Annotated in this window: 17 protein-coding genes and 1 tRNA gene; 9 read left to right on the forward strand and 9 right to left on the reverse strand. The window is 35.6% G+C overall.

Annotated features, from left to right (window positions below; all coding sequences use genetic code 11):
• Positions 1 to 54 precede the first annotated feature (54 nt).
• Positions 55 to 2,634 (reverse strand): DNA polymerase I, encoded by a 2,580-nt coding sequence (polA, locus tag HXK94_002795; GenBank protein QTI96170.1) that lies wholly within the window; start codon positions 2,632 to 2,634, stop codon positions 55 to 57.
• A gap of 75 nt (positions 2,635 to 2,709) precedes the next feature.
• Here polA and HXK94_002800 point away from each other — a divergent pair, with 75 nt between their 5' ends.
• Complete coding sequence (locus tag HXK94_002800) at positions 2,710 to 3,369, forward strand: DUF3800 domain-containing protein (GenBank protein ID QTI96171.1); 660 nt, start codon at positions 2,710 to 2,712, stop codon at positions 3,367 to 3,369.
• Positions 3,370 to 3,390: 21 nt separating this feature from the next.
• On the opposite strand, the gene HXK94_002805 is transcribed toward HXK94_002800, so the two are convergent.
• Genes HXK94_002805 through HXK94_002825 form a run of 5 tightly spaced genes read right to left on the reverse strand, consistent with a single transcriptional unit; the run spans position 3,391 to position 8,906 of the window.
• A complete protein-coding gene (locus HXK94_002805) occupies positions 3,391 to 4,329 on the reverse strand; it encodes an FAD-dependent oxidoreductase (GenBank protein ID QTI96172.1) in 939 nt (312 codons plus the stop codon).
• Position 4,330: 1 nt separating this feature from the next.
• Positions 4,331 to 5,014, reverse strand: coding sequence for an FKBP-type peptidyl-prolyl cis-trans isomerase (locus HXK94_002810; GenBank protein QTI96173.1), 684 nt, complete (start codon positions 5,012 to 5,014; stop codon positions 4,331 to 4,333).
• Positions 5,015 to 5,022: 8 nt separating this feature from the next.
• Entirely contained in the window at positions 5,023 to 7,524 is a 2,502-nt protein-coding gene (gene pheT / locus HXK94_002815; protein QTI96174.1) for a phenylalanine--tRNA ligase subunit beta, read from the reverse strand.
• Positions 7,525 to 7,568: 44 nt separating this feature from the next.
• Positions 7,569 to 8,588 carry a hypothetical protein gene (locus tag HXK94_002820; GenBank protein QTI96175.1) on the reverse strand — a complete coding sequence of 340 codons (1,020 nt, stop codon included), beginning with the start codon at positions 8,586 to 8,588 and terminating at the stop codon, positions 7,569 to 7,571.
• 51 nt (positions 8,589 to 8,639) lie between these two features.
• Positions 8,640 to 8,906 carry a hypothetical protein gene (locus tag HXK94_002825; protein QTI96176.1) on the reverse strand — a complete coding sequence of 89 codons (267 nt, stop codon included), beginning with the start codon at positions 8,904 to 8,906 and terminating at the stop codon, positions 8,640 to 8,642.
• A 78-nt stretch (positions 8,907 to 8,984) separates the two neighbouring features.
• Here HXK94_002825 and HXK94_002830 point away from each other — a divergent pair, with 78 nt between their 5' ends.
• A complete protein-coding gene (locus HXK94_002830; protein ID QTI96177.1) occupies positions 8,985 to 9,821 on the forward strand; it encodes an aquaporin in 837 nt (278 codons plus the stop codon).
• 47 nt (positions 9,822 to 9,868) lie between these two features.
• Here the strand turns inward: HXK94_002830 and HXK94_002835 are convergent, their stop codons facing one another.
• The gene (locus tag HXK94_002835; GenBank protein ID QTI96178.1) at positions 9,869 to 10,969 is read right to left on the reverse strand and encodes a DNA recombination protein RmuC; all 1,101 of its coding nucleotides are present in this window, start codon (positions 10,967 to 10,969) and stop codon (positions 9,869 to 9,871) included.
• An 89-nt stretch (positions 10,970 to 11,058) separates the two neighbouring features.
• Positions 11,059 to 11,523 (reverse strand): GreA/GreB family elongation factor, encoded by a 465-nt coding sequence (locus HXK94_002840; GenBank protein ID QTI96179.1) that lies wholly within the window; start codon positions 11,521 to 11,523, stop codon positions 11,059 to 11,061.
• A gap of 104 nt (positions 11,524 to 11,627) precedes the next feature.
• Between HXK94_002840 and HXK94_002845 the strand changes: the two genes are divergently transcribed.
• Both HXK94_002845 and HXK94_002850 read left to right on the forward strand, forming a co-directional pair.
• Positions 11,628 to 13,658 (forward strand): LTA synthase family protein, encoded by a 2,031-nt coding sequence (locus HXK94_002845; GenBank protein ID QTI96180.1) that lies wholly within the window; start codon positions 11,628 to 11,630, stop codon positions 13,656 to 13,658.
• Between the two features lie 63 nt (positions 13,659 to 13,721).
• Positions 13,722 to 14,321 (forward strand): AAA family ATPase, encoded by a 600-nt coding sequence (locus HXK94_002850; GenBank protein QTI96181.1) that lies wholly within the window; start codon positions 13,722 to 13,724, stop codon positions 14,319 to 14,321.
• A gap of 49 nt (positions 14,322 to 14,370) precedes the next feature.
• Here HXK94_002850 and argS read toward each other — a convergent pair whose 3' ends face one another.
• Entirely contained in the window at positions 14,371 to 16,056 is a 1,686-nt protein-coding gene (argS, locus tag HXK94_002855) for an arginine--tRNA ligase (GenBank protein ID QTI96182.1), read from the reverse strand.
• A gap of 54 nt (positions 16,057 to 16,110) precedes the next feature.
• Between argS and HXK94_002860 the strand changes: the two genes are divergently transcribed.
• The 5 genes from HXK94_002860 to arcC all read left to right on the forward strand — a co-directional run bounded on the left by HXK94_002860 (position 16,111) and on the right by arcC (position 20,897).
• Positions 16,111 to 18,468, forward strand: coding sequence for a cation-translocating P-type ATPase (locus HXK94_002860; GenBank protein ID QTI96183.1), 2,358 nt, complete (start codon positions 16,111 to 16,113; stop codon positions 18,466 to 18,468).
• Positions 18,469 to 18,492: 24 nt separating this feature from the next.
• Positions 18,493 to 18,846, forward strand: a complete 354-nt coding sequence (locus tag HXK94_002865) for a KH domain-containing protein (protein QTI96184.1) — start codon at positions 18,493 to 18,495, stop codon at positions 18,844 to 18,846.
• Between the two features lie 202 nt (positions 18,847 to 19,048).
• Positions 19,049 to 19,690 carry a tRNA (guanosine(37)-N1)-methyltransferase TrmD gene (trmD, locus tag HXK94_002870; GenBank protein ID QTI96185.1) on the forward strand — a complete coding sequence of 214 codons (642 nt, stop codon included), beginning with the start codon at positions 19,049 to 19,051 and terminating at the stop codon, positions 19,688 to 19,690.
• A 62-nt stretch (positions 19,691 to 19,752) separates the two neighbouring features.
• Positions 19,753 to 19,829: transfer RNA gene (locus HXK94_002875), tRNA-Pro, on the forward strand.
• A 132-nt stretch (positions 19,830 to 19,961) separates the two neighbouring features.
• Complete coding sequence (gene arcC / locus HXK94_002880) at positions 19,962 to 20,897, forward strand: carbamate kinase (protein QTI96186.1); 936 nt, start codon at positions 19,962 to 19,964, stop codon at positions 20,895 to 20,897.
• The last annotated feature ends 68 nt before the right edge of the window (positions 20,898 to 20,965 follow it).

Raw genomic sequence — 20,965 nt, forward strand, 5'->3', positions numbered from 1 at the left:
TACGCTAAAATCAACTCTCCTTACCCAACAACCCGCTTGAAAAAGCGGGTTTTTTCATAGCTTCAACCAATTTTTTCCTACAGAGACCTCAACTTTTAGTTTAACCGGCAATTCTGGAGCAACATCCTCCATCACATTTTTTAGAATTTCAGCAACTTTATCTGCATTCTCTTCTGGCGTTTCTATTAAAATTGAATCATGAATCTGTAAAATTTGTTCACCCAAACCAGTTTGCGTAATTTTTTCATCAACAACAAGCATTGCCCGCTTCATCAAGTCAGCTTCAGTTCCCTGAATTGGCATATTTTGTGCAGCTCGTTTGGCCATTTCACGAATCATGTAATTACTTGAATTTATATCTGGCGTAGGTCGCCTTCGACCAAAGAATGTTTCAACATAGCCTTCATTTTTAGCTTTCTCTAAAGTTTTATCCATAAAATCCTGAATCGGCTTATGCGCATTAAAATATTCTTCAATATATTTTTTTGCCTCATAAAAACCAACACCAATTGTACCTGAAAGATTGTGTGCACCAACACCATAAAGAACGCTAAAATTAATGATTTTCGCAACACGCCGCTGATCTTTCGAAACATCTTCTATTGGAACGCCAAAAACTTCGCTAGCCGTTTTTGCGTGAATATCCAAATCTTTTCCAAAAGTTTCAATAAGATTCTTATCTCCCGATAAAACAGCTGCAAGACGCAATTCGAACTGCGAATAATCCGCCGAAACTAGAAGATTGCCTTCTTTAGCCACAAAACCTTCACGAATCTTTCGACCAAGATCTGATCTGATTGGAATATTTTGTAAATTTGGATTACTTGAAGAAAGCCGACCTGTTGTTGTAATATCTTGCGCAAAAGTGCTATGAATTCGGTTATTTTTATCAGCAAGTTTTGGTAAAGCGTCGACATAGGTGTTTTTTAATTTCGAAAATTCTCTAAAATGCTCAATTTTTTCAATGATCGGGCTAAATTCGCGCAATTTATCTAATTCTTTTTGGCCAGTTGAAAAACCGTTTTTTGATTTTTTAATACCTTTTGTTGGTAAAGCTAAATCTTCAAACAGAATTTTCGAAAGTTGAAGTGGACTCGCCACATTGAACTCCCTGCCTGCAATTTGAAAAATTTCAGATTCTAATTTAGCAATTTCTCCGGCAAAATTTTCACTCATTTTTGCAAAAATATTTGGACAGATTTCAACACCAGCCTGCTCCATCTTGAATAAAACTCTACTCATTGGGAAGTCTAATTTTTCAGCAATTTCGCGAATTTTTGGCACTTTTTCAAGCTTTTTTTGCTGTTCTTCAAAAATAATTCGCATCGCCGAAATTCTATTTTTTGGCTCATCTTCATTTATTTTTTCACCAAAAATACCACTCAAGGTCTTGTCGCGAATTAACGCATTTAGCAAAAACTCCATCTGTTCAATATCATAAATCTCTTGCCACTCACAAAAATCTATATTATTTTTTGCTAAACCGTGAAAAGTTTCTTTGGCGTTAAAAAATGCTGTCTTCGTATTTTCGAAAAATTCCTGAAATTTCAAAAAATCTTCAACTTTAAACTGAGAAATGTTCTCAAAATCTGAGGCAAAAATCTGTTTCGAATCCTGGTCAAGATCAAAGAAAACCATTTTTTGATTCTTTTTAAAGAAAGTTTCAGCTTTAATTTCTGGCAAAAAATCAAGATTTTTTGTTTCACGCTCAGGTTCACTAAAAATATTTATCTGATTACTATTTTCAAAATTTACTGAACTTGCCCTCATCTCTTTAGGAATTTTTTTAACTAAAGAGTTAAATTCTAATTTTCGAAGCTCCTTCAATACTTCTTCATAGTTAAAGTTATGAATATCGGCAGCATCAAAATCAATTTCAACTGGCGCATCCAAAAAAATTTTAGCAATCTCTTTGCTCATAAATGCTGATTCTTTGCCATCCTCAAGCTTCTTTCGCCAAGATGGTTTAATCTTATCTAAGTTTTCATAAATCCCCTCAAGAGTAAAGAATTCCTGCAAAAGTTGCGTTGCTGTTTTTGGTCCAATCCCCGGAACACCCGGAATATTATCGCTCGAATCACCCTGAAGCGCCTTTAAATCTAAAAACTGAGATTGTTTTAAGCCGTATTTTTCCTCAAAATATTCAAGATCAAACTCTTCAATCTCTGAAAAACCTCGCTTCATTGCAAAAACTTTTGTATTTTGATCAATCAACTGCAGCATATCAAGATCAGATGTAATCAAATTAGCCTCAACACCAAGTTTATTAGCTTGAAGCGCCAGCGTTCCTAAAATATCATCCGCCTCATAACCATCAGTCTCAAAAAGCGGCCAACCCAAAGTTTTCAAAAAATCCTTCAAAAGTGGAATTTGCTCATAAAAATCATCTGGCGCCTTTTTACGACCAGCTTTATATTCGGGGTAAATCGCGCTCCTCTTAGCGGTTGAAGTTCCTTTTTTATCCCAAGCTACCACCACATAATCTGGTTTTAGCTTCCGAATTACCTCAAAGGCCAAACTCGCAAAGCCAAAAACTCCGCCGGTTGGCGTTCCATCTTCAAGGCTTAAATTTTTCATTGCGTAATAACCCCTATAAAATACGCTTTTTCCATCAATAATCACTAGTTTTTTCATTATCTTTAATTATACCACGCTTGAGAATATTTTTCACTTTTGATAAAGTACTGTTTTTATGCTATTATAATAATTATGGTTAAAATCTCAATTGATGAAACTGGAAATCTCGGTGAAGGCGGTGGTGATTATTTTGTAATTGCTGCCAGTGTCATGAAAACTCCTGAAGCTCAAAAAAAGGCCGCAAGACTAATTCGAAAAACTCAAAAAAAGCGGTTTGGCGTTTTTCGAAAAGAAATTAAATTTAGCGAAATGAATTTTGAAGAACGAGTTGATATTTTAAATCAAATTGCTTTAATCGATAATGTTTATATTTATTACATTGCTATCTATAAACCTAATGCAGCGATTCTACGCAAGCTGCCTCATAATCTAGCCTATAATTACTTTTCTGGAATGTTAATTGATCGTATCGTTAGTGATTTCAATGAAGATATCAAGGTCGTATTTGACCAGCGCTCAACTGCTATAAAATCTCAAAATTCACTTCTTGAATACATCACTATCCGCGCAGCAACTAACCCAAACTTTAATCGTACAATTTTTGTTACTCAAAAAGATTCGCGTAGTAGTAAACGCCTCCAGTTTGCAGACGTTATTGCGGGTGCTATCGGAAGCTTCTATCGACACAGTGGCGACACTTCCCTAATCTCTATTATTGAGCCAAAAATTATAAAATGCCATTGCGAAGAATATCCTGAAGCCAATTTTATAAACCCCTTTCTCAAAAAATAAATAGGGCCTTTAGCCCTATTTTTAATTATTATGGATAAAATTAGCGATGTTTATTGCAGCCTGAACCCCTGTTGAAGCCGCCACTACAATTTGTTTTTGAGAATTTTCTAAAATATCACCAGATGCATAAACTCGCGGAATATTCGTTTCAAAACTTGAATTTACAATAATTTCACCCCTATCGTTCGTTTCAACTCCCGATTTTTTAGCAAAATCAGAATTTGGGTTCAAACCGATAAATTCGAAAATTGCCGCCGATTTGATATTGAAAGTTTTTTCACCCTCTTCGGTCTTTTGCTGAACTTGTGCACCAATTATTTTTTCACCAAAATCGGTTTTCTCAAATAACAATTCTTTAATCTCAGTTTTTAAAAACAGATTAATTTTACCTCGTTCAACCGCTTCAAACAGCCTCTTTTGAAGTATCTCTTGTGCTGAAATTTGATTTCGAACTAAAAGATTCACTTTCGAAAACTTACTCAAGAACAAAGCTTCTGTAATTGCCGAGTTTCCGCCACCAACTGCAATCAAATCTTTTCCTGCGTAAAACGGACCATCGCAGGTAGCGCAAGTGTGGATTCCGCGCCCAAAAAACTCTTCTTCACGAGGGAGTCCAAGCATTTTATAGGAATTTCCGGTTGCAATTAAAACTGTTTTCGCCTCTAAAAAACCACCATCAATATTTAATTCTATAAAGTTTCCTTTGTCCGAAAATTCTAAAACTTCACCATAATCAAACTTTGCACCAAATTTTTCGGCCTGAACTTTCATTTTTTTCGAAAGCTCTAAACCAGAAATACCCTCATCAAAACCAGGATAATTCTCGATTAAATCTGAATTTGTTACGATTCCGCCAAATGCTGATTTTTCAAAAACTCGAACCTCCAGCCCATCGCGAGCGGCATAAATTGCCGCACTAAGGGCTGATGGACCAGAGCCAATAATTACTAAATCTACCACTCTATTCAATACCTTGCAAGTCTGGCTGCGGAACTTCCTCAAAATCCGGAATTAACATCACGATAAATTTCAAAGGTGTATTCGGAGCGATACTCTTTGAAGAATCTTCACTGTTAGGCGATCCTTGAGCACCATAAGCTTTATCTGCAGGAATTGTTAATTCGCGAACTCCGCCAACTTTCATTCCTTTCAAACCTTCACTCCAACCTTTAATGACATTCCATTCATTATTATCCTTCTTAAAGACAACTGGGGACTTTAAACTACCATTCGAAAAGCTACTATCGAACACTGTTCCATCAGGCTTCCAGCCAATATAGTAAGCCTGGAATTTCGTTGTTGAGTCGGTAATTTCTGCACCATCACCTTCTTTTAAATCTACCTTTGAAAGTTCTTTTACACTTGCAGCATTAAATGCACTTGGAGTTTTTTCATACTCTTTAAAAGTATCGTAATATTTTGCTGAAAGTTCTTTAGCTTGAGCTTCAACTTTCTTTTGATATTCTTGGTAAGTTTTCAAAAGTTGTGATTGCTTTTTTTGATCTTCTTGTTGAGTTTTAGTTTGCAAGAATGATGAAGCATAAAGCGCAACTGTTGAAACTATTGTTAAAATTAGAATTCCCCAAATCGATACGCGTAACCAAGTTGGTGTTCCAGTTTGTAATGAATTTTTCTTATTTGCCATTTTCCCTCCTAGATTATTTTTCCGCCATTTTTTACGGCTTTTTCTTCGATTTTTTGCATAATATCCCGAATTTCATCACCATTTAAAGTTTTTTCGAAAGGTGTGATCTTGAACCGAATTGAAATATTTTTTGTACCATCGCCGTTATTAAACATATCTATTGGCGAAGTTTCAATCTCAACACCCTTAAATTCACTCGAAATATCTTTAAAAATATCAAAAATTTCAGCAAATTGCCGCGATTCATCAACGTTTATTGAAATATCACGCTCAACAGATTGGAATTTTGAAAAATCTTTAATTTTAACACTTGTTCTTCCTGTATTTTCAAGCAAAATTCCCAAATCAAGTTCAAAACCGGCAGTTGATTCTGGTAGTTTCAAGGCTTTTTGAATCTTTTTCTTGAATTCACCAATTACGCCCAAGGTCTTTTCGCCTTCAGAATTCGAAACCTGAATTAAAGCCGAACGTTTTGGTTCAAATTCGGTTGAAAGTGGTGATTTCGAAAGATCAAATTTTATAAATTTAACCTTTAGACCGAGCTTCTTGAATAGAAAATCTGCATAATTTTTAGCCTCGAAAAATGTATTTTCGCCCTTACTTTTTGTGTAAATAAAGGCTAGTTTTTTCTGCTCAAACGGAACATTTTCTTCATTCAAGCCAAGCGTTTTTTCAGTTATTTTATTCATCTCAAAAATAGCAAATTCACTAAAACCAGCACGAATATTCTGGTTAACTTTCGAAAGTAAGCTTGGCATTAAAGTTTGGCGATAATATTGCAATTCTGGTGAGATTGAATTTACAATTTTATAGGCATTTTTTGGATCTTGTCCGGCTTTTTTAAGCAGATCGCCATGAACAAAAGTATAGGTTAAAATTTCATTTGCGCCACTTGATACTAAAATTTCACGAATTTCAGATTGGAGTAAATCAATTTTCGCTTTCTTTACAGCCCTAAATGTTCGTTTTGGAAGCTGCAATTTAATATTATCATAACCGTTCAATCGGCCAACTTCTTCAATTAAATCTTCTTCAATATGCAAATCGTTTCGCCAAAATGGAACTACGAATATTTCAGAATTATCATTTTTGGTCAAAATTCCAACATTTTCTAGAGTTTTTCGAATCTCTTCACTAGAAAAATTCGTTCCCAAAATTTGATTAATTTTGTCTTTCGAAACTGAAATCTCGGATTTATTGTAGTAAAAATCACCTTTCGAATCCGCAATTTCACTTAAAGATTTTCCGCCAAGCGCCAAAAGTTGCACACCAAACAAATCTAGAACTTTTCGTGACATCATTTCTGGCACGCCTTTTGTAAACCGAGTAATTGCTTCCGAAAAAATTCCGTGTCGCATTTGAGTGTTTCGCAAATTATAAAGGTTAAAAGTTGCACTTTCTACTAAAATTCGTGTCGTATTTTCATCAATTTCGGTTGATTTTCCGCCCATTGCGCCTGCAAGAGCCACAGCATTTTCACCGTTTTCACCCGTTGCAATTACGATATCATTTTGACTCATTTTAATTTTTCGGCCATCCAAAAGTTCAAGCTCTTCATTTTCGAAAGCTTTTCGAACAGTCATTTTAACATTTTCGCTCCCGTTGATTTCAACCAATTTATCAAAATCAAAAGTGTGGAGCGGTTGGCCAGTTTCAAGCATTAGCTCGTTTGCTAAATCAGTTATTGTATCAATTGGCCGCATTCCAGAGCGCAAAAGATAAGTTTTTTCAAGTGTTAAATTTGGATTTTTCAAAATATCAGAAACATCAAAAATAGCCGCAGTGTAACGTTCGCAGATTTCAGAATCCTGAGCATCAATCACAATCGATTTATCATTATTAACTTCAAAACCAAAATCTGATTGCTTTATAAAATCTGGTTCAACAAATTTCTGCCCCAAAATACCAGCAACTTCACGCGCAAATCCAATAATTCCAAAACAGTCAGGTCGATGCGTTAAGCTTTTGTTTTCGACCTCAAGAAGATAATCATTAAGTTCAAATTTCTCTGTAAAAGAATCACCTGCCTGAAGACCATTTTCGAAAGCTTCTGGTGAAATCTCTAGAATTCCGTCATGCTCATCACCCAAGCCAAGTTCGCGCAAGCTCGCAATCATACCATTGCTCATGTTACCCATTAGTTTTCGAGCGCTAAGCTGGAAATTTTCACCACCAAAAGTTTCTGGAACGATTGCTTTAGGTGGCAACCAAGCTACAAAAAGGCCTTCTCTTACGTTTGGCGCACCACAAACTACTTGAACAAACCCGTTTTCGTCACGTTCAACACCGTCACGCTTACCGCCGTCATCGATTTTACACAAATTCAAATGATCGCTACCTTCAACTTTTTTAGCTGAAATTACGCGCGCGATAACTACATCTTTATATTTTTCGTTTAAATTTTCAATACTTTCAATCTCAACTAACCGTGCGCCAATCAATTTCGAAAGCTCATCAATCTCTGGCAAATCTGGAACAAACTTTTTAAGCCAATTTACTGAAATTATCATTATTCCCTCTTAATTTATTTATTACTTTTATAACTTGTTTAGTGCTAAAATTCCCTTAAGAATTCCAGTTTAGCACTTTCGAAATAACGAATATCCGAAATTCCATATTTCAACATAACTAACCGTTCAATTCCGCCACCCCACGCAAAACCACGATATTTTTTGCTATCAATTCCAGCCGATTCTAAAACATTTGGGTGAATCATTCCGCATCCAAGCATTTCAAGCCATTCGCCTTTTTTACCACCGAGAGCCTCTGGTTTTTCAATTAGAAACTCAAGGCTAGGTTCTGTAAATGGAAAATAACCCGGTTGTGTACGGATTTCTAATTTTTGACCATAATATTCTTCAAAAAAGGCGTGAAGTGTACCTAACATTTGCGCTAAGTTTGCAGTTTCGCTCACAAAAACGCCTTCACACTGATAAAAAGTATGTTCATGAGTTGCGTCTAAGTCTTCATTTCGAAAAACTCGCCCATAAGAAACGTGCGCAATTTGACCTTCTTCTTCAAGTTGTTTTTTACCGTGTTTTAAAACGCGGTTTTGCATCGTTGAGGTGTGTGCTGGCGGAATAAAGTTTTCCTCGGTTCGAAAAGTATCGTAACCATCTCGTGCTGGGTGATTTTCTGGAAAATTCAACGCTCCAAACATATTCCAATCATTATCGATTTGGCGAGATTCGATTGCTTCAAATCCCATTCTAGTGTAGATGTCTATAACTTTTTCAAGTTCCTTTTGAAGTGGATGCTTTGAGCCATTCTTTGCGCTTAAAAGTTGAGGTTTTTTAGCAATTTTCTCGTGTGAGCTTGCTGCGAAAGGAGCAGAAATATCGATTTCTTCAATTTCAGAATTTTCTTTTTCTTCAAGAATTTCTGAAACTTCAGCTTGAATCTCATTTTTTAAATCATTAACTTTTGATCCAAACTCACCCTTTTGCTCATTTGGTAAAGTTGGGATAATCTTATAAAGTTCCTTAATTTTTGGCGATTTTAAAATATCACTTGGATTTTCAAGCGTTTTAAGCTCCGCCAAAAGCTCTTCCCTAATCTGTTGAATTTGTTCCATAACTGATATCATTATACCACAATTGTACTATTTTGTCGATTTTCGAAAAATCTAAACTCGCTGTGAAGCTACCCAAATATAAAGTCCTAAAGCGATCAAAATCGCCAAAAATACCAAAAACCAAACAAATGCCAAACCTGTTGTTTCTTTAGTTCCTTCAAGGTATGCACTATCTTCAATATCAGGATTTTCTTTCTTATTTTTTGGTGTATCGCCCCCTTCACCAAGTGAATTTTTAATCTGTTTTTCACGAAGTTCTGCTGCAATCTTCTCTTGCAGCTCCGTTCGATTATCGTCTTGTCGTACATATAAAGCCATATTCCTATTGTATCAAATTTTGACTTTTTAGAAAAGTTTATGTTAAAATATAAGCATAAGTTAAACTAAGGAGGAAAAATGGCAACAAAAAAAGCCAGTTCAAAGAAAGCTTCAAAAGCTACCTCAAAAGTAGCAGAAGAAATTCAAAAAACCGAAGCAATAGTTAAAACTGTTGTTAAAAAAGAGTCTAACTCTGTGAGCGAAATTTCAAAACCAAGCTTCATTACAGCTGTAGTTCTTGAATTTATCGGAACATTCCTGTTAGCCGCTGCCGTAATTGCAGGACAAGGTCAACCGCTTGTTGTATTATTTGCTCTAGCTGCAATCGTGTTGATTGCTGGAAAAATCAGTGGTGCTCACGTTAATCCATTAATTACTGTTGGCGCTTGGGCGACTCGACGTATTAGCACAGCTAAAGCTTTGTTTTATATCGTTGCTCAAGTTCTGGGTGCAATGATCGCTTTCGTAATTTTGAATGCTTTTGTTTCAAATGCGCCAGAAGTTTCACAACAAGCTGCATTGTACGGCCAACAAAAAGCCACAATGTTTACAGCTAATGTTATTCCACATGGTAAAGAACTTCTAATTCTTGCTTCAGAATTAATTGGATCTTTCCTATTTGCTTTTGCTGTAGCATCTGTAACATCAGACAAAAAGAAAGGAAGTTCAGCTGTAGCTTTTGGCGTTGGTGGTGGATTATTCCTTGCCGTATTAATCGCAGGCTCACTTTCATCAGTGGTTGGTGGATCTGCAATTCTTAACCCAGCTGTAGCATTTTCATTACAAGCATTTACGCTTAAAGGACAAAACGTTCTATTCGCAATTGCAACATATGTTGGAGCTGCACTACTTGGTGGAATCCTAGGATTTGCGCTAGATTCATTAATTCAAGAAGCTTCAAAAGAAGAAAAATAAATTATACAAAAAAGAGCGAAGCAACATTCGCTCTTTTAATTTTGCTTTTATTCTCTTGGCTTGTCTAATAGTTGAGGCTCAACTCCAGATTTACTATCTTCGCCTGCAATTTTCACCACGTCCTTATCGATTTTACCTAATTCTTTATGTGCGTTATTAAAATGATTAACTGTAGTTCCAAGTGATTTACCTAGACGCTGCATCAAATCTTCATACTTTGAAATATGAGTTCCAAGCTGAGAGACTCGTTTTTGAATCTCTTTACTCTGTTCTTCAATTTTCAGTGATTTCAAGCCTTGCAAAACAGTTTGAAGATATGCCATAAAGCTTGTTGGGCTCACTACAATCACCCGCTTATCACGAAAAGCATATTCAATTAAATCACGCTCAGAACCTTGTGAACCAACTTTATTTATTAGCATATCATAGTATAAACTTTCACTCGGAATAAACATAAACGCAAAATCCATTGTATTCTCATCTGGGCGAATATATTTCGAAGTTTCATCAATTCGCATTTTTAAATCGTCGCGAACCTTTTTCGCCAAAATTTTTCGCTCCTCACCTTCAGATTCAATCATCCGATTATAGTTTTCAAGGCTAAATTTCGAATCTACTGGTAAAATTTTATGCTGATCTAAGAAAATCGCTGCATCAACGATTTCACCATTTTTAAATTTATATTGAATCTGAAATGCATTAGGCGGCAAAACATTTTCTAACACTTGCGCTAAATAAAACTCACCCAAAACTCCTCGCTGCTTCGGATTTTGCAACGCATTCTGTAGAGTTTTCAATTCGTCCGCAACATTTACGACACGATTATTTGTTTCGTCAAGCTTTGTAAGACGTTTCGAAACTTCTTCGACAATTTTTGCACTTTCTGAAATCTGTTTTGTCATCGAGTTTTGTAACTGAACATTATTTCGCTCTATTTTTTCAGAAACTTTCTCATTAAAATTATTCAAGTTTAAATCAAGGTTTTCACGCATTCGATTCAAACTCTTGTTTAATTCGATGACGTCCATTTTTAGTAAATTAATACCTTGGTCTTGATTTTTAGAATTTAAGTTTTTATTAATTTTAATTGATTGAAAAATTATAACTGCCGCTAATGCAATTATAATAATTATCGGTATTATTTCCATTTTTCTCCTTTTAAAGTTACTGTAATTACTTAAATTATAGCAACATTAAGACAAAAATAAAAGGCGCTTTTCGCACCTTTTATCTGTTTTTAACCAATTGCTACAAGTGTCATATTCATATTCCGCGAATTCGCCGTCCAACTAACAATCTCATTCACAGTTCGCCCGAGCACACTTTTACCGAGTGGGCTTTCCGCAGAAATTTTCCCGATAAGCGGGTTAGCCTCTAAACTTTCAACGACTCGAAACTTCATGATTCGCCCAGTTGCGCGATCGAAAAGCTCCACGAACGAACCGATTGAAACTTTCGAATTTCGTTTTTTGCTGCGTGGCAAAATTTTAGCATTATGAATTTGAAAATTCTTCTCATTAATTTCGCTTCGAATTGCATCAATCCGCGCAAAAATATCATTTTGTCGTAACAAATCCTCTTTAACATCTCCATCGCGAAGTTCAATTTCGAGCATCTTCTGTTCTCGCTCCAATTTCGCAACTTTCTTTTTTAACTCTTTAAATCCTTGTTTACTTAAATAAATTTTAGTTGTATCTTTCATATTGATCCTCCTTTTGTAGCAACGCTACATTGTTATTATATCGAACTATTCTTAAAAAACGCTTAAATTTATCATTTCTTTCATTTTTATGGTAAAATATAATCATGAAACACTTTAAAAAAATCAGCCTTAAAGGCTTTAAATTCCCACAAAAAGCTAAAACTCCTTTCGAAAAAATTACCTCTTTTTCTCGAAAGCAAAACAAAAAAATGAAAAAGAAATTACATAAATTGTTTAAAAAACACTTTTCAAAAAAAGCTCAAAAAAGAATTAAAAAATATTACAAAGTTTTTAAAAAAGTCGTTAAAAGCAAATCTTTCTTTTTGCTATTTTCGATATTTTGTATTTATTTTCTCGGAAAATTTTTAACATCATTTATTTTAGCGCTTCAGTTTGGAGATTGGCAAAAAGCACAAAATTTACTTTCGGAAAAGCCTGAAATTGCAAATTATAGCTCAGTCATAACTGTTTTACTCAGCTTTTTATTTGTTGGAATCTTTCGAAATTGGCGTATAGGGCTCGGTGTTTTATATTCGCTTGCAACCATAATTATGTACATCAACACTGAAAAAATGGCTTCACGGAATACTCCATTTTTGCCCGAAGACCTTGCAATGTCGGGTGAAGCCGGAGGGTTAGCGTCAATGATTAACCTTGGCCGTTTTTTAAATATGATTTTAACTATTCTGGTTATCGTTTTTATCGCCTTTATTCTTAATAAAATTTCAAAAAGAATTTGGCATTTCAACCTTTCGAAAAAACAAAAAATAGCCATTTTCATTCCACAAATTGCAGTAATTCTAATTTGTGGTTTTAATCTCAACTCATACACATCTGAAATTCGAAACCTAAACGGCAAAGGAACCTTCGTTAAAGTTGAAAGCCTTAAAACTTCGGTTGATTTTACTAACCAGTCTTATAATTACCAAATAAATGGTTTTATTGTGGGGACAATTTCAAATCTTCAGGCTAAAACTCAAAAAGAGCCCAATGGATATTCAAAAGAAGCTGTTCAAAAAATTGTTCAAAAATATCAAAAAATCGCCGCAGAAAAAAATCAAAACCGCAAAGAGCTTAGCGGCGAAAAAGTAAATGTGGTCTATGTTATGAGCGAAAGCTTTATTGATCCAGCATTAGGTAAACACCTTTACGATTATGGAAATACAGAACCAATCCCCTATACAAAAGAAATTTTAAAATCACAGAGTTCAGGCTGGGCAGCATCAAGTGAATATGGTGGCGGAACGGCAAATGTTGAATTTGAAGCACTTACTGGATTAAGTAATTTCTTTCTAAACTCAATTCCTTACACCTCAATTGTACCATCAAATAAAGATACACCATCGGTTGTAAAAAACTTTAACGATAATGGTTATAAAACTCTAGCAATGCACCCATATAACCGAAATATGTATCGACGCGAAACGGTTTATCCGAACCTCGGTTTTCAAGAGTATAAAAGTATTGAAAGTTTCAAAAATACTTCTAAACTAGATAATTCAAAATACATTTCAGACGATTCTGCTTTTAAAGAAGTTTTGTCAGAACTCAAAAATAGCAAAAAACCCGAATTCATCCATCTTGTAACCATGCAAAATCACATGCCTTATGAAGAAAACCTTTACAACAAGAAGAATTTTAATGTTGAAGCAAAAAACGGCGGCAACAACGATAGCGCAAAAAGCATTCAAACCTATCTTGAAGGAATTTCAAAATCAGATGAAGCGTTAAAAACCTTTTTAGCAGAACTTAATAAAATGGACGAGAAAACAATTGTTGTCTTTTGGGGTGATCACTGGCCTGGAATTTATGGCGAAATGTTCGATAAAGAACTAAGAAAAAACGATATCCGCCGAACTCCGCTCTTTATTTATTCGAACTTCGAAAAAGAAAAACAAGATCTGGGGACTTCAAGCTTAATCTATAATCAACTCTTAGTATTAAACTCAATAAACACAAAACTCTCCCCATTCCAATTCTTATTAGCCGATTTGCGCGAAAAATATCCAGCGCTCACAAAACAGTTTGTCGATTCGAACGAAAACAGCGAAATTCTGAAAGACTACGAAATGATCGAATATGACATTTTAAACGGAAAAAAATATAGTCTTGGTGATTTTTATAAAATTAAATAATTCCAATTGAAACAGATTAGCTCCTCGCTTGAGGGGCTTTTTCTTTTATGCTATAATTTACTTATGAACAAGCAAATCCTACGCCTCAAAAATCAAAAAAAGAACGATTCAGTAAAAATTATTGCCCTGGTTGGCCTTGCTGGTAGCGGTAAAAGCACTACCACAGAATATCTTAAACAAAAAGGCTACCCGAGTGTCTACTTTGGGGGTGTAGTAATTAATGCTCTGAAGGATGCCGGCTTAGAAATTACACCTTCAAATGAAAAAATGATGCGCACAAAACTGCGCGAGGAATTTGGAAAAGACGTAATTGTTAATAAAATTGTCGAACAAATTCAAAAACTAATAAAATCCGGCCAAAAGCGTATCATCGCTGATGGGCTTTATACTTGGACCGAATATAAAATCCTCAAAAAGCACTTCCCAACCGAATTAAAGCTTATTGCACTAGTTCCGCCTAAAAATCTTAGACACAAGCGAATTTCTGTCCGTCCAGATCGCGCAATGACTCTAGCCGAAGTTAATGATCGTGATTTTAATGAGATAGAAGCTCTCGAAAAGGGTGGGCCAATTGCGATTGCTGATTACTTCATCGTAAATAAAGGCTCTGTTCTTCGAACTCGCCTTAAAATCGATCGCATCCTTAAAGAAATTAATTTTTAACTTAAAAAGAGCTCTTCTTGTTCGAGAGCTCTTTTTCTTGCTTTGAAGCCTACATTTTTTCAGGAATTTCAATACCAAGCAAGTCTAAACCGTTTTCAAAAGTTTTCGAAACTTTCTTTAAAAGTGTTAATCTTGCTGATTTTTCGATTTCTGGCGCATCTGCAACGCGTGTTTTTTCATAATATCGATTCATTTCTCGCGCTAGATCATAAAGGTATTTTGAAATTTTGTGAGGTTCTAAGTCGCGTGCAGCAATCTTAACCACTTCCGGAAAGGCCAATAATTGCAAAATTATATTCTTTTCAGCTTCGAAATTATAATTTTCAAAATCAACTATTTCGAAATTCTGTTCTTTTCGCAAAATATTATTTACACGCACGGCTGAATATTGAACGTATGGGCCAGAAAATCCAGTTAACGCAAAAATATTTTCCCAATCAAAAAGAATATTTGTTCGCCTATCTGCAGCAAAATCTGAGAACTTAATCGCACCGAGCGCGATTTTCTTAACATCTTCCTCAGAAACATCTCGCCCAGCCACAATTTCACGCGCACGCTCTTCAGCCTTATCGAGAAGTTCCTCCATCAAAACTACGCCTTTTCGTGAAGACATTTTTTCACGCGTCCCATCTTCATTAAGCTGGTCAATCACACCAAACCAAAGGTGATACAAATCAGTTTTAATACCAAGTTTTTTCGCCATTGCAAAAATTTGTGAAAAATAGAATTGCTGCTCAGCACCAACTGAATAAACCACTTTATCAGGAGCGAATTCTTCCTCACGGAACAAAATTGTTGCGAGATCATTTGTGGCATAAAGTGCAGCACCGTTACTTTTTTGAACCAAAAGTGGAACATCAAATCCATATTCATCTAGAGGAACAATCACTGAACCGTCTTCATTTTGAACCGCAACGCCACTTTCAAGTAGCTTCTGTACTGCCGCTTTACCTTTTGGCGCAAAAAACGCTTCACCATACTCATAATCCGTTGAAATCTTAAGACGCGCCATTACATCATGAATATGCTTTAAGCTAATCTCTTTAAACCTGTTCGAAAACTCAATCGCTTCTTTATCTCCTTTTTCAAGTTTCAAGAGCCACTCTTCTGCAAGTTTTTCGATTTCTCCACCTTCACCCTGTTTTTTCATTGCCGCTTTAGTTTTAATATAAACATCACCAAGCTCGTAAATTCCACGGCTAGCAAGTTTTTCTTCACTTGAAAACATTTTAAAGCCGACAACCCAAATACCAAAAGGTGTCCCATAATCACCTAAGTGATTATCTGTGATAACCTTCCATCCAGAAAATTCTAGTAGTTTTTTTGCTGCCCATCCTTGATTTCCAGGTCGTAAATGACCAACGCTATAAGGTTTTGCCATATTTGGGCTTGGTCCATCAATTAAAGCTAATTTCCCCTTACCTTCATCATTTGAACCAAACCTATCGCTAAATTCTTGACTCAATAATTTTTCAAGACTTTTTGCCGAAACTCGTAAATTCAAAAAACCAGGACCCGCAATTTCAACCTTTTCAAAAATTTCATTTTTCGAAAGCTCCTTTGCTAATTCTTCGGCAATTTCGCGCGGATTTTTCGAAAGTTTACCTGCAAGTTGCATTGCAATATTTGTTGCAAAATCACCAAATTCTGGCCGTGGCCGAGTTAAAGAAACCTCAATTTCAATATTAAATTTGTCCTTAATTAATTGGTTAATTATTTCTGCAACTTTATTCATATATTATATATTAACACTTTTTATAAAAAAATAAAATATGTTATAATATTTCATATGGATAACGAAAAAAAACTCAACGGATTAACCGCCGCCGAGGTTCGAAAAAGAATTTCACAAGGGCTAGTTAATGATTTTAAAATAGATAATAACAATAGCTTTTGGGAAATTGTAAAAAGAAACGTTTTTACTCTTTTCAATTTGTTAAATTTTTTAATTGCTATTCTTCTTGCACTTGTTGGCGCCTGGAGTAACTTAATCTTTTTTGTAGTTATCATATTTAACGCAATCTCTGGAATCGCAACCGAGGTTCGCGCTAAAAAGATGATCGATAAACTCAATCTGTTAAGTAAAGAAAAAATCACAGTAATTCGTTCTTCTCGTGAACAAAAAATTACACCCGAAGAAATAGTGATGAATGATATTCTTAAGATTTCTGCCGGAGAGCAAATTCCATCTGATGCCGTTGTTATTGAGGGGGTTGCTGAAGCAAATGAAGCTATGCTTACCGGTGAAAGCGACTTGGTCTTAAAAGAGAAAGGCGCAATTTTACTATCAGGTAGTTTTTTGGCAAGCGGCAACATCCTAGCAGAAGTTTCACATGTTGGAGCAGATAATTACGCCTCAAAACTTATGGTTGAGGCCAAAACCCATAAACCGATCAACTCAAAAATTCTCAATTCTCTCGATCGTATCGCTAGTTTTACTAGTAAAATTATCATCCCCTTCGGTCTTGCACTGTTTTTTGAGGCGCTCCTAATAAAAATGCTCCCAACTAATCTTGCTGTAATCTATACATCAACACCACTCTTGGGTATGCTTCCGAAAGGAATTGCCCTCCTTACAATCACTTCATTGCTAACTGCAGTAATTAAACTCGGACTTCGAAAAGTTCTTGTTCAAGAAATGTATTCCGTTGAAACACTCGCTCGAGTCGATACGCTCTGTCTAGATAAGACCGGAACAATTACTGAAGGGAAAATGAAAGTTGAAAATCTATACAACCTTTCACGAAAATTTTCAGAAGAAGAAGTTAACACTTTTCTAGCGACTTATATGAAATTTAGCGAAGATAGTAACCCGACAGCTCAAGCAATTCGCAAATATTCTTCAAAAACAAAAACCGATCTTAATGCTACAAATATTATCCCTTTTTCAAGTGATCGAAAGTGGGGATCAATGCAAATCGAAGGTGTTGGAACATTGTTTTTAGGTGCGCCCGAAATGATTTTTGGCGAAACTTTAAAGCAAGCGAACGAAGCGCTAAAAAGAGGATCCCGTATTTTAGCCTTGGCATTTTCGAAAGATGAAATTGATAATAAAAACATCAAGATGCCTGAAAAAATCTCAAAACTAGCCCTAATCGAAATCACCGACCCTATCCGTGAAGGGGCACGTGAAACACTAGAATACCTCCGCTCACAAAAAATTGACCTAAAAATTATATCTGGTGACAACCCTATTACTGTTTCGAATATTGCCAAAAAAGCCGGTTTTGTAAATTTTGAAAGCTACATTGACTGCTCCAAAGTTAAAGATGCTGAGCTTAAAAAAATTGCCGAAAAAACCGCAATCTTTGGTCGAGTTTCACCGCACCAAAAGAAATTAATCATTCAAACACTCAAAAAAGCTGGTCGCACAACCGCAATGACTGGTGATGGTGTGAATGATATTCTAGCCCTGCGTGAGGCTGACTGTTCGATTGTAATGGCCGAAGGAGACCCCGCAACCCGTCAGATAGCTAACCTAGTTCTTCTAAATTCTGACTTTAACGATTTGCCAGAAATTCTTTTTGAAGGGCGTAGAGTTGTGAATAATATTGCCCGAATTGCACCAATCTTCTTTATCAAAACAATTTACTCATTTATTCTAGCGATAATTTGTATTTTGAGCGCCCTTCTTTTCGATAAAAACCTACTTCTAGTTTTCCCATTCATTCCTATTCAAGTTACACTTATCGATCAATTCGTTGAAGGTTTCCCGCCTTTCGTATTAACTTTCGAAAAAAATATTCGCCCGGTTGAGAAGAACTTTATTAAAAAATCACTCCTGATGGCTTTGCCTAGCGCCTTAATGGTTGTATTTTCTGTAATCTTCGTACGAATTTGGGGTGCAGCAAATGGTTGGATTGCACAAGAAATCTCAACCGTTTCTTACTATCTTCTCGGATCAATTGGAATGCTATCAGTTATTCGAGCATGTTTACCTCTTAATATTTGGCGAGTTTTACTACTAACTTGGTCGATCGGTGCATTTATTATAACCGCTATCCTATTTCGAAAACTCATCGAAATTAGCGTTCTTTCAGAAAGAGCATTCATACTCTATGTAATATTAATGACTATTTTTACAGCAATCTTCATTTATATTGAATGGTTGAAAAATCACAAGAAAAATGATACAATTAAAGCATAAACTGAATAAAAGGAGTATCTGATAATGACAATTGACCAACAGTTTGTTGAGTATATCGTTAAAAATTTAGTTGAAAATCCTGAAGACGTTAAAGTTGAACGAACAATCGACGAAAAAGGTGTTTTACTAACTCTTAGCGTAAATAAAGAAGACCTAGGTAGAATCATCGGTCGTCGAGGTGCAACCGCACAAAGCCTTAGAGCCCTTCTCCGCGCATTAGCTCTAAAAAATAATGCTCACTACAATCTAAAAATCAGCGATAGTGAAGAAAAGAATGAAGCTGTGGAAAACACAACAGATGAAGCTGTGGAAAACAAAAGCACTTTCGCAGATCAGACAAGAAAAGAGCTTGCAGAACTAGACGATATTGCGTTATAATATAAACAGTTCAATTTGAAACTTGTAAGTGGAGTTTCAAGTTTCGAAAGAACTGTGGAAACAAAAAAGTCAAAGCTCTATGCGAGCAAACTAAAGGAAAGTTTGAGAGCTTATACTTGTTAAAAATCCAGCCGATATACTGTGGCTGGATTTTTAGTTCCCTATTTTTGCAAAAACAATAAAAAAATGCTAAAATATAGTAATGAAAATTCAAGTTATCACTCTTTTCCCCGAAATGTTTGAACCAGTCCTAAATAACGCCATGATATGGAAAGCACAAAAACAAGGAGTGGTTTCTTTCGAAATTATTAATCTTCGAAACTTTGGAATTGGCCCTCGAAAACAAGTTGATGATATTCCCTATGGCGGTGGAGATGGCATGCTTTTAAAACCTGAGCCCTTGTTTGAAGCTATAGAATTCGCAAAAAAGAAAACACCAAATGCAAAAATTATCGCAATGACGCCAAGTGAAAATATTTGGTGTCAAGAAAAAGCTCAAGAAAAAGCAGCCACGCATGAAGATTTAATTATTCTATGTGGTAGATATGAAGGTTTTGACTCACGTATTTTTGAAATTGTTGATGAAAAAATTAGCGTAGGAAAGTTTATTTTAACTGGTGGCGAAATTCCAGCAATGATAGTCATTGATAGTATTGTGCGGCTAATTCCTGGTGTTCTTGGCGGCGAAAAATCAGCTGAAATCGAAAGTTATTCCGATGGCGACAATTTGGAGTTTCCTCAATTTACACGCCCAGCAAATTTTAGAGGTATGGAGGTTCCCGAAGTTCTATTGAGCGGTCATCATGCTAAAATAGACGAGTGGCGAAAAAAATATTCAAAATAGTATTTTCTTCTTGATTTTTCAAAGAATATACGCTATAATGGTTGTATATTTCGAGTGAATCTCGGGGTGTGGCGCAGTTGGCTAGCGCGCGCGGTTTGGGACCGTGAGGTCGAAGGTTCGAGTCCTTTCACCCCGACCATAGAAATTATATAATGAGCATGCTTCATAAGGTGCTCATTTTTTTATATTTATAACACAGTATTGACATTTATAAAAGTTTATGCTATAATTCAAGAACAAGTATTGAAAAATAAAAAAGGAAAAAATAAATATGTCAAAAATTGTTGTTGCCCTTGGCGGAAACGCATTACAAAAAAATGGTGAGCTAACTGCTCAAATCCAGGAAGAAGTTGCTAAAGAAACTGTCCAAAAATTAATCCCCCTAATTAAAGATGGTCATGAGTTGGTTATTGTACATGGAAATGGCCCACAAGTTGGTAATTTAGTTCTCCACGAAGAGGCTGGAAATTCGCCATCAACCCCAGCAATGCCCCTTCACGTAAGTGTTGGAATGACACAAGGAATGATTGGCTACTGGATCCAGAAAGCACTTCAAGAAGAACTTTCGAAAAATGGAATTTCAAAAAACGCCGTGACAGTTATTACACAAGTTGAAGTTTCGAAAGAAGATCAAGCTTTTCAAAATCCAACAAAACCTATTGGACCATTTTATTCAGAAGAAGAAGCTCAAAAAGTTGCGCATGAAAAAGGCTATGTTGTAAAAGAAGATTCTGGGCGTGGATGGCGAAGGGTTGTTCCATCACCTAAACCAATTCATATTCTTGAAAGTGAAACAATTACCGATTTAATGAAAACTGGAGCAATTGTAGTAGCTGCCGGCGGTGGTGGAATCCCAGTTGTTTCAACCGGCGTAGGAGCTTTCGAAGGAGTTGATGCCGTGATTGATAAAGACTTTGCTGCTGAATTATTAGCAGAAAAAATTAACGCCGACGTTCTCTTAATTTTAACGGCAGTAGATAACGCAATGATTAACTTCGGAAAAGAAAATCAACAATCTTTGAATATGATTTCTCCAAGTGAAGCAGAAGAATATATTAACGAAGGCCAATTTGGAGCTGGATCTATGTTACCAAAAATCCAAGCATCCCTAAAATTTGCAAAAACTGGTAAAAAATCTATAATTACAAGTCTGGAAAACGCTCAAGATGCAATTGCTAAAAATCTTGGAACAATAATTTCAGAATAATTAAAAATAGCCTTTCGAATTGAAGGGCTATTTTTATATTTCGAACGATTCCTATTAAGATGTATATA

Source organism: Candidatus Nanogingivalaceae bacterium (assembly GCA_015257795.3).
Taxonomy (GTDB): Bacteria; Patescibacteriota; Saccharimonadia; order Saccharimonadales; family Saccharimonadaceae; genus Nanogingivalis.